Raw genomic sequence first — 8175 nt, forward strand, 5'->3', positions numbered from 1 at the left:
AACTGTTTTTGCTGCGGTTTCCGAAATACCCCAGGATGCACCGAGGCGGTGTGGGGAATATCAATAAAGTTTTCTGCACAATTGGCCACATTGTTCCGAAAACGGTTAATCACTCGCACAGTTTCCCATCCGGGTTTGCCGTAATAAGGCATGGGAAAGGGGTCAAGATTAAGACTGGGATTTTCTGCTAATCGGACATAAATATATCCGTCTTTTTCTTGGGTTGGATAAGAATGAGTTCGACGGGAAGCAAGGGTTTTAAACTGTTCTCCTTCTGCAGGAACTGCTACCACTTGACCGGATTTATCATACACCCATCCATGATAGGGACAATGCAGCGTTCCGTCGCAGACTTTGCCGCGAGAGAGGCGACTATTGCGGTGCATACAGCGATCGCGTAATGCCACCACGTCCCCCTGCTCATCCCGAAAAATAGCCAACCATTCCCCCAAAATCGTGCGCGAGAGCACCGTTTTGGGTTTCAGTTGAGGACTGAGGGCAACCACATACCAAAAGTCTTCAAATCCCATGATTTTCATGCCTCAAAAGGGGCGATCGCAATATCGTTCGTTACATCCACCTGACAAGCTAACCGCGCTTGAGGATTTCCCGGTGCTAAAATTTCTAAAACTTCCCCTTCCTCTATATTAGGTGGGGGAATATTTCCCTCAATCTGGCACAAACAAGTCCCACAAATTCCCGTCCGACATCCAAACAAAATAGGCGAATTTTGCACGGTCAAATAATTAGCCAATTTGTCATGCTGGGGTAAAGCAATGGGTGGATAATTCGTCCCCGTAAATCTAACAAAACAAAGTTTCATAAACACCCGTCATGTAATTTATTCCTCGTTCCCAGGCTCTGCGGTGGGAATGCCAAATTGGAGGCTCTGCCTCCTGATAATCCAGCCATAAACACACCCCCTAATTTTAAACACCCTATTCCCCCTTAATCCGAACTTTTGACCAAACCGAAGGCGTTAAGCGTTCCACATATTTCATATACTCCACCAACGGGCGATCGATACTCAGCAAAGTATTCGGATTGTAGCGAATATTGTCATAAATCTTCCCATCTTCCCCCTTTAAAAACAAATAAAGCATCTTCGTACAAAACAATAAAAAATAGGTCAATACCCACCCCAAAATTCCCGGACGACGGGCGGCTACATAAATATTTTGCACCTTAATTTTCCCTGTTTCAACGGGAAGATAAGCATAAATCATGTGCAATGGTGGAACATATTTAACATTTTTCATTGTGGTTAACAGCCCTAAACAAGCATTCTGATATCTCATGCTATAGGCATAATTTTTACCTAAAAATTTGCGCGCTAGTTGTTCTCGCGGGGTGGTATTCGGAAATTCCCCACTGAGCGTAAAATCCATCAAATTACCCGATTCATTTTCCTGTAAGGTCAAGTTCATATTAATATTAATTTTATGCACCGTTTGCAGATGTTGGGCATCGATACCATTCATCATGCAAATGTGATGATGGCAGGTGCGTTCAAACGGGCGATCGCGAACTGCAATCACTGTTTTACCCTTAAGTTCATCGAATTCTGCCACCCCTTCCGGTGCGATCGCATCGGGATAAACCCAAATCATGCCATATTTTTCATCCGTGGCATAAGATTGTAATCGCGCTTTTTCAGGAATGCTGGATTGACAGGGAATGTCCTGACAGGTTCCCTCTCCATCAAAGGCCCAATGATGAAAATAACAGCGGATTAAATTCCCCTCCACTCGCCCAATTCCTAAGTCAGTTCCTAAATGGGGACAATAGGCATCTAAAGCTCGAACTTTGCTATCTTCTCCCCGAAATAGCACAATTTGTTGTCCACAGATTTCCAAAGATTTTACTTTCCCTGGGGGAAGTTCTTCACTGGGACAAGCAATATACCATCCTTTAGTAACCACCTCCCAATTATTAAAGATTGGCATCTCAGCTTGGGGTTGGGTATTTTGATTTTGCCGGGAATTCATTGTGTTTTATAAGGGGTGAAATGGATAGGAGTTAACGCACAGCAACTTGCATTAAAGGACGATTAGGACGGGAGAGGGGGGCCGCAAAATCCCGAGAGAGAGCTTTTTTCTGAGTTGCTAGATAGCGAGGAATCGAACTCGCTGCCATTATGGACATTTCTCGGTTACTTTTCCAGGCATAATCAACTTTTTCGAGATAGACTTGATAGGATGCCCTGGCCTCTTGATGGGTTTGATAGCTGCGATGAAGTCCAGCGGTTTCCTGAGTAAAACAATCCTGCATCATCTGTTTGGCATCGGGATCACTCATGGCAAAGACGGGCGATCGCAACAGTTCATAAATTGCAGAATAAAGGGCCGGATCATACCAAAATATCCCATTAATCGCTACGGAAAAATGAGCATGGTCTTTTTGACATCCTCGCAAACCCAAGTTAGCGACAAAAGTCTCGAATTGGGTGGGCTTTTTCAAACAGTTTACTACTTCATGGGATAACAAGGTGGAACTGTTAAAATGAAAGCTCTCATCTAAAAAATGATAATAAGAGATTTTAGCGGGAATTGGAGCATTCTCTTGGTCGGAATGATTTTGATAATATTGGCTTAACTTATGCTGAACCAATTTCCCGTTTAAGGTTCGCACTCCCCGCACGGTAAAATACTGACAAGCGAGAAATGTATTCCCGGAAGAGAGCATTCCAAAGCAGCGGAGTTGTAGTTGTTTCCACCAGGTTTTTAGGGAGTTTGTATCGGCATAAACCATTGTTTCAGTGTAGGGTCCGCGCATGGGATAGGTGAAGATGCGTTTGCCAAATAATGCCGCTTCTACTTGTTCTGAAATGGTTTTAAAGGCGTTTATATGCGCCCGTTCTTGGGCGGATTCTAGGTCGAGCATATCGCAAACTAAGCGAAAGTCTTCCTGTGCATAAAGTCCAGCAGCACTGGTTTGATTAAACAGGATGGTGGCAATTTCTGCGGAGATGATTTGGGAGTAGTAGGCAACCCAGTAGAGGTGATTTAGTATTAGGCGTTGACTGGGGGTGGATTGGTCCCAGAGTGGGGTTCCGTAGAGGAGGGAAAATTCTTCGGGGTTCCAGTATTCCTGTTGGCAATTGGAATAGTAAAAGGCGCTGGCAGCTTGGTCAATTAATGCGGTTTGGTCCTGTTGTTTATTGCGGTGATAGTTGAGTTGGAGTTTGCGGTAAATTTTTTCGTGTTCTAGGAGTGTGTTGGGTTTGGGTTCGTTGAAAATGTTGTTCATAATGTGGGGGAATGAGGGGAGGGGGGAGATAACGCCTGAAGGCGTTACTACGAACATTGGATAGGTTTTATTAAAAGATGCATTTTTCTGGGGGAAATGGGGTGAACGAGCCTTGTGATTCTAGGTGATTGATGATAGAATGGGTTGGGTCGGAACGTAGGAGCGATCGCAGGAGTTGGAGGCGAGTGCCGCTGTGGGTTTCGGTGTCTAATTCTTGGAAGATTTTGATTTGTTGGGGACGGGATAAATCCCCTTTGACTTGACCGATCGCCTGAACGACTCGTTGGGGTCCGACTTGGACCATCTGCAAAAATGAGGTGAGTGTTTCGACGATCGCACTCTGGGATTGCGGGGTGATGGGGTGGCGATCGCACAAGGTGACGCCGGTACTGTGATGTCGCGCCTCGGCATCAAGAAATCCGCGAAACATCTGGGTTAATTCGCGATCGCAACAATCATTAGCGAGATGGCGATAATGGCTGAGTCCCCATCCTTCTAACACCACCTGAATCACAAAGACTAAAACACTTTTATCCTCCATCTCCACTATTTCGGCGAGTAACTCTAAAAAGCGATCTCTCGTTACCACAGGGTCGCGATCGCCTAAAAATGGCCGAATTTGAGCTAAATGGGTGGCTTCATCCGCTGCAAATAAACCATACAGCATCCGTTCTTCTGTCGTTTCTGCCAGCATGACCATTTTCGCCATGTATCCCACTCCCGCTTTTTCTACAAAGTAGGCTTCTTCCAGGAGTGCATTGCTACATTGATACAAAATTTGCTGCTGTTCTTCCCCAGTGGAATCCTGAAAAATTTTCACCTGATCCAGACCAAAGTAAGATGAATTCCAATAGGCTGGGGTGACGGACTGGCGGATTTGGGACGAATTGCCGACTCGGCTTTTTAAAGCAGCAGAAAGAAGGCGATGTAATTTATCGCCCTCTGTAACATGAGGTAAGTCAAACTGCGCGGTAGTAAATAAAGATTGACTCATCGGTGACTCCGTGGGAACCATTCCATTATGGCGTAGTCTAGCCTAGGTTTTTCCCAGAGTCACCCCAGTTATGACAGATGCTCAACTGTCTCCCAAGTTTCCCATTTGAGCGGTTTTTGTGTTTCTACTTGTTCGATAAACTCGATAATCGATTGATCCGCTAAGGTCGGGGTTTTTAAATCAAATTTAATCGTTTCAAACAATTTGGTATCCCCTTTCGCAAAATAATTTCCCACCAGCAAGGTAATCCACAGGACAATTCGATTAAATAACCATCCCCACAAACCTGGACGTTTCTCAGTGATGGCAATCGTTTGCCCTTCGGCTTTTCCGTCGGCTTTCAGGCGGATACTAAACATAATGTGAAAGTGCAAAAAGTCTGGCCCGACGGTCACGGTGCCGGTACTGCCATACCAATAACACATTTTATAGGTGATTTCATTTTGATAAAGGGGACGAATCAGCTTAATAAACCAAGATTGGTCTCCCCCACGGGTCATGTTGTGAAAAATAATCGCGTTTTCATTGAGGATTTCTTTCTCGAATTTGACCTCAACGGGTAGATTGTGAACCGTATTAAAATGATGGGCGTCGATCGCATTAATCATCACAACATTAGGATGACAGTTTTTGCGGAACCCTAACCCAAAGCCCGCATCACAATCTTTCCCGGCGAGCTCGGGAACATAAGGCACCGGATGTCGGGGAGTTTCGCCGGTCCAAACCCATACTAGGCCGTAGGTTTCTGAAGTCGGCCAGGACCGAACTTTTGCGGGAATCGTTCTATCTAAACCCGGACTTTCGACACACAAACCGCGATCATCATATTTCCAATTATGAAAAAAACAGCGCAATGCATTGCCTTCGACTTTGCCTTCAGCTAAGTGAGCGCCCATGTGGGGACAGTAGGCATCTAAGGCCATAACTTTGCCATCGGTTCCTCGATAAATGGCTAGATCCCGACCTTGGAGGGTGATGGGTTTGACTTGACCGATTTTTAGGTCCTTAGACCGGATGGCCCAGTACCATCCTTCGATAAATCGTTCAGGATTATTAAAGGTTTTGGCTTGGCGAACGGTCCGCAGACTTTCGGCTAAATCTGAAAGGGGTTGAGATTCAAATTGCAGCATGGGATTTCCTTTCTTTCAATAATTTATCGAGTTTTGATATCGATTATAACAAACTTCAAAGTCCCTAATTAGGGGATAATTTGAAGCCATAATTTGCTGATAGATTAATTAAAACAGGTCCAGTAGACTTGAGGGTTCTCCTCACCAGACAGTTCAGAAACTGGCCCAGAACCCAGTCTCATACCCGGTTCTACTCCTGTTATTGTGAATAGGCATAAATGAAAATAAACGAAAAACGAGAGGGTCTCTATGCTTCGGATTAGCAACAGTTTAAACGGTTCGGGAGTTCACCGAGAACCCACGGCCCTAAGCCAATCCCCTTCCCTGGGTACATTTTACTTAAGAAAAAATTCCTCATCTCACCCGCTGGTTTGGAGAGATAGGGGAACAATGGATATGGCATTGTTTGAACACACAGCTAAGTCAATAAGGGATTGGCATCCATTGTTTTGTTTTTATGATATTGAAAGCAAAAAATTTCTTCGCGATCGCGCCATACGACGGATTTGACTTGGGACTCGGGAAGGGTAAACCAGCCACTGTCCAACAATTTAAACATTCCTTTGACAAAAAGAGGATCGTTCATCGTTGCAGTGTATTCTTGGAAGAGGGCGAGTTCTTGGTCCCAGGTCAACCCGGCGCGGTTCACGCGAAAGGCCGGTTCGATATCCACCAACTCGCCGGTGCATCCATCATAAATTTCCATGAAATCGTCAGGTGTGAAACCAAAGGTAGGCACTCCCTGGGGAAATAGTTCTTCAAACTCGTGATTTGGGACAGTGAGGTAAGCGTAATACATCAGCACCCTCCCAGGTGTACTGTATATGATAGTCTAGGCGATCGCCGATACCTTTTATGACCTAGGAAATGCCAAGAAGTCATGAAATCTTGACATTTGGCTCCTGGGACGGCGATCGCTGATGACTTTTTATTACTTTTCCTGACCCAGGAAATCCGGACAGAAAAAAAATTTTTCCAACTCCTCCGGGAGATTGTTTGGTCTAGGCCCTTTTTCATTTGTCTGTTGGCAATTACTTATTCGTTATATTTGGGCTGGTTCCGTTAAATTTTGGGAAATCAGGGGTCGCTGTCTTCCTACCCGCTGTGCGCCCTAGGCGACCTCAGCAACCTGATATAATACCAATTAATAGTTATTACCCCGGAGAGTCCCGTTCTCTTTATTAAAACTTTAAGCTTTATGCAGGAAACTCCTATCAATTTTGAAGAAGCATTTAAAATAGCTGATCGAGTCATTTTTGCCAAGACGGGAAAGCATATCACCGATATCGAGATGATGATTTTTCGGGGTGCTTGGCAAGATAAAACTTACGAAGAAATTGCGGAAAATACGGAATATGCAGCCAATTATTTACACCGGATGGTTGGCAAAGATTTCTGGCAACGCTTATCGGATTCATTAGGGGAAAAAGTCAGTAAGAAAAATTTTAAAACCGCGTTAGAACGACATTGGAAAGCAACGTTAAACAATTCCCAGACAGGGGGAGAGTCTTTGCTAAAAACCGAGGGTTGGGTCACCCCAGAAACGCTTCAGGAACCCATTCTAGACGGTTCAGAAGGCTCGGTTCCCTTGGACTCGCGGTTTTATGTTCACCGCCCACCGATAGAAGCGCGATGTCAAGTTGCGATCGCCCAACCGGGGGCATTAATCCGGATTAAAGCCCCTCAACAAATGGGCAAAACATCCCTACTCGATCGCATCCTAGAAGTAGCCCGAACTGCCAACTATCACACCGTTACCTTAAGTTTTGATTTGGCCGATAGTACCGTTTTTGCAGATTTGCGGACCTTTTTGCAGTGGTTTTGCGCCAGTGTCGGTCAATTATCTGGATTACCCAATCAATTATCAACCTATTGGGACGATATTTTTGGCTGTAATAATAATTGCACGGTTTATTTTGAGGAGTATATCTTATCTCAATTACCCACCCCGTTAGTCTTAGCCTTAGACAAAGTTGATGTAGTATTTGAACATCCGGAAATTGCCACAGATTTTTGTCGATTATTACGCGCCTGGTATGATATTGCCCGACGCAGCGATCGCCGGGGTGACATCTGGAAACAACTGCGGTTAATCGTGGTGCATTCCACGGAAGTTTATAGCGCCCTTGATATCAATCATTCCCCCCTTGCTAACGTAGGCGCTGTCTTTCCGTTGCCTGAATTTACAGCCTTACAGGTGCAGGATTTAGCCCAACGGTATGAGTTAAACTGGGACCCCGAGGGAGAAGTTCGGCATTTGATGAGTGCGATCGGGGGACATCCCTATTTACTCAGAAAATCCCTGGATTTTTTATGTCGTCAACCCATGACATTAGAGCAATTTTCCCAGATTGCGGCAACGGAAGCAGGGCCATTTAGTGACCATCTCCGCCAACATTTATGGAATCTCCAACATCATCCCGAATTGGCAGCAGCCTTTCGCGATGTGGTGATGGCAAATAAACCCGTTAAAATTCCTTCGGAACGCGCTTTTAAATTATATAGTATGGGATTAGTCCAGTTACAGGATAATAATGTCACCCCTAGATTTGAGTTATATCGACAGTATTTCTCAGTACGTTTGGCGGTTAATTAATAACACCTTGAGCCGATGATTAATGGTAAAGCTATCCGATCCATAAAATTCTGTTCTAATCCCTTCCCTTGGCAAGGTCCGGGAACCCCACCTGACGCCTCCCCTTGCCAAGGGGAGGGGACCGGAAGTGCACTTAAATAGTAAGGCAAATCATCTTAATCCCAATTCTAATCCCCCCCCTTAGCAAGGGGGGGTTAGGGGGGGTC

8 protein-coding genes are annotated in these 8175 nt (G+C 45.1%); 1 reads left to right on the forward strand and 7 read right to left on the reverse strand.

Annotation, left to right across the window (positions count from 1 at the left end; all coding sequences use genetic code 11):
- The 7 genes from J0895_RS02445 to J0895_RS02475 form a co-directional block, all read right to left on the reverse strand.
- Positions 1–530: aromatic ring-hydroxylating oxygenase subunit alpha (locus J0895_RS02445; RefSeq protein WP_207086551.1), on the reverse strand; the 530-nt coding region annotated here is incomplete at its 3' end.
- Positions 531–535: 5 nt separating this feature from the next.
- Positions 536–823: a 2Fe-2S iron-sulfur cluster binding domain-containing protein gene (locus J0895_RS02450; protein ID WP_207086552.1), complete on the reverse strand. Its 288-nt coding sequence runs from the start codon at positions 821–823 to the stop codon at positions 536–538.
- Positions 824–938: 115 nt separating this feature from the next.
- Entirely contained in the window at positions 939–1988 is a 1050-nt protein-coding gene (locus J0895_RS02455) for an aromatic ring-hydroxylating oxygenase subunit alpha (RefSeq protein WP_207086553.1), read from the reverse strand.
- A 31-nt stretch (positions 1989–2019) separates the two neighbouring features.
- Positions 2020–3249 carry a P-aminobenzoate N-oxygenase AurF gene (locus tag J0895_RS02460; RefSeq protein WP_207086554.1) on the reverse strand — a complete coding sequence of 410 codons (1230 nt, stop codon included), beginning with the start codon at positions 3247–3249 and terminating at the stop codon, positions 2020–2022.
- Between the two features lie 70 nt (positions 3250–3319).
- On the reverse strand, positions 3320–4243 hold the full coding sequence (locus tag J0895_RS02465; protein ID WP_207086555.1) for a ferritin-like domain-containing protein: 924 nt from the start codon (positions 4241–4243) through the stop codon (positions 3320–3322).
- 68 nt (positions 4244–4311) lie between these two features.
- Positions 4312–5373, reverse strand: a complete 1062-nt coding sequence (locus J0895_RS02470; RefSeq protein ID WP_207086556.1) for an aromatic ring-hydroxylating dioxygenase subunit alpha — start codon at positions 5371–5373, stop codon at positions 4312–4314.
- 418 nt (positions 5374–5791) lie between these two features.
- On the reverse strand, positions 5792–6172 hold the full coding sequence (locus J0895_RS02475; protein WP_207086557.1) for a hypothetical protein: 381 nt from the start codon (positions 6170–6172) through the stop codon (positions 5792–5794).
- Positions 6173–6571: 399 nt separating this feature from the next.
- Between J0895_RS02475 and J0895_RS02480 the strand changes: the two genes are divergently transcribed.
- Entirely contained in the window at positions 6572–7969 is a 1398-nt protein-coding gene (locus tag J0895_RS02480) for an AAA-like domain-containing protein (RefSeq protein ID WP_207086558.1), read from the forward strand.
- The last annotated feature ends 206 nt before the right edge of the window (positions 7970–8175 follow it).

Source organism: Phormidium pseudopriestleyi FRX01 (genome assembly GCF_017313335.1).
GTDB classification, from domain to species: Bacteria; Cyanobacteriota; Cyanobacteriia; order Cyanobacteriales; family Laspinemataceae; genus Laspinema; species Laspinema pseudopriestleyi.

What these genes read in the sequence shown, in the direction of transcription:
- J0895_RS02450 (WP_207086552.1), bottom strand. Translation starts at nt 823, where the DNA reads ATGAAACTTTGTTTTGTTAGATTTACGGGGACGAATTATCCACCCATT.
- J0895_RS02455 (WP_207086553.1), bottom strand. Translation starts at nt 1,988, where the DNA reads ATGAATTCCCGGCAAAATCAAAATACCCAACCCCAAGCTGAGATGCCA.
- J0895_RS02460 (WP_207086554.1), bottom strand. Translation starts at nt 3,249, where the DNA reads ATGAACAACATTTTCAACGAACCCAAACCCAACACACTCCTAGAACAC.
- J0895_RS02465 (WP_207086555.1), bottom strand. Translation starts at nt 4,243, where the DNA reads ATGAGTCAATCTTTATTTACTACCGCGCAGTTTGACTTACCTCATGTT.
- J0895_RS02470 (WP_207086556.1), bottom strand. Translation starts at nt 5,373, where the DNA reads ATGCTGCAATTTGAATCTCAACCCCTTTCAGATTTAGCCGAAAGTCTG.
- J0895_RS02475 (WP_207086557.1), bottom strand. Translation starts at nt 6,172, where the DNA reads ATGTATTACGCTTACCTCACTGTCCCAAATCACGAGTTTGAAGAACTA.
- J0895_RS02480 (WP_207086558.1), top strand. Translation starts at nt 6,572, where the DNA reads ATGCAGGAAACTCCTATCAATTTTGAAGAAGCATTTAAAATAGCTGAT.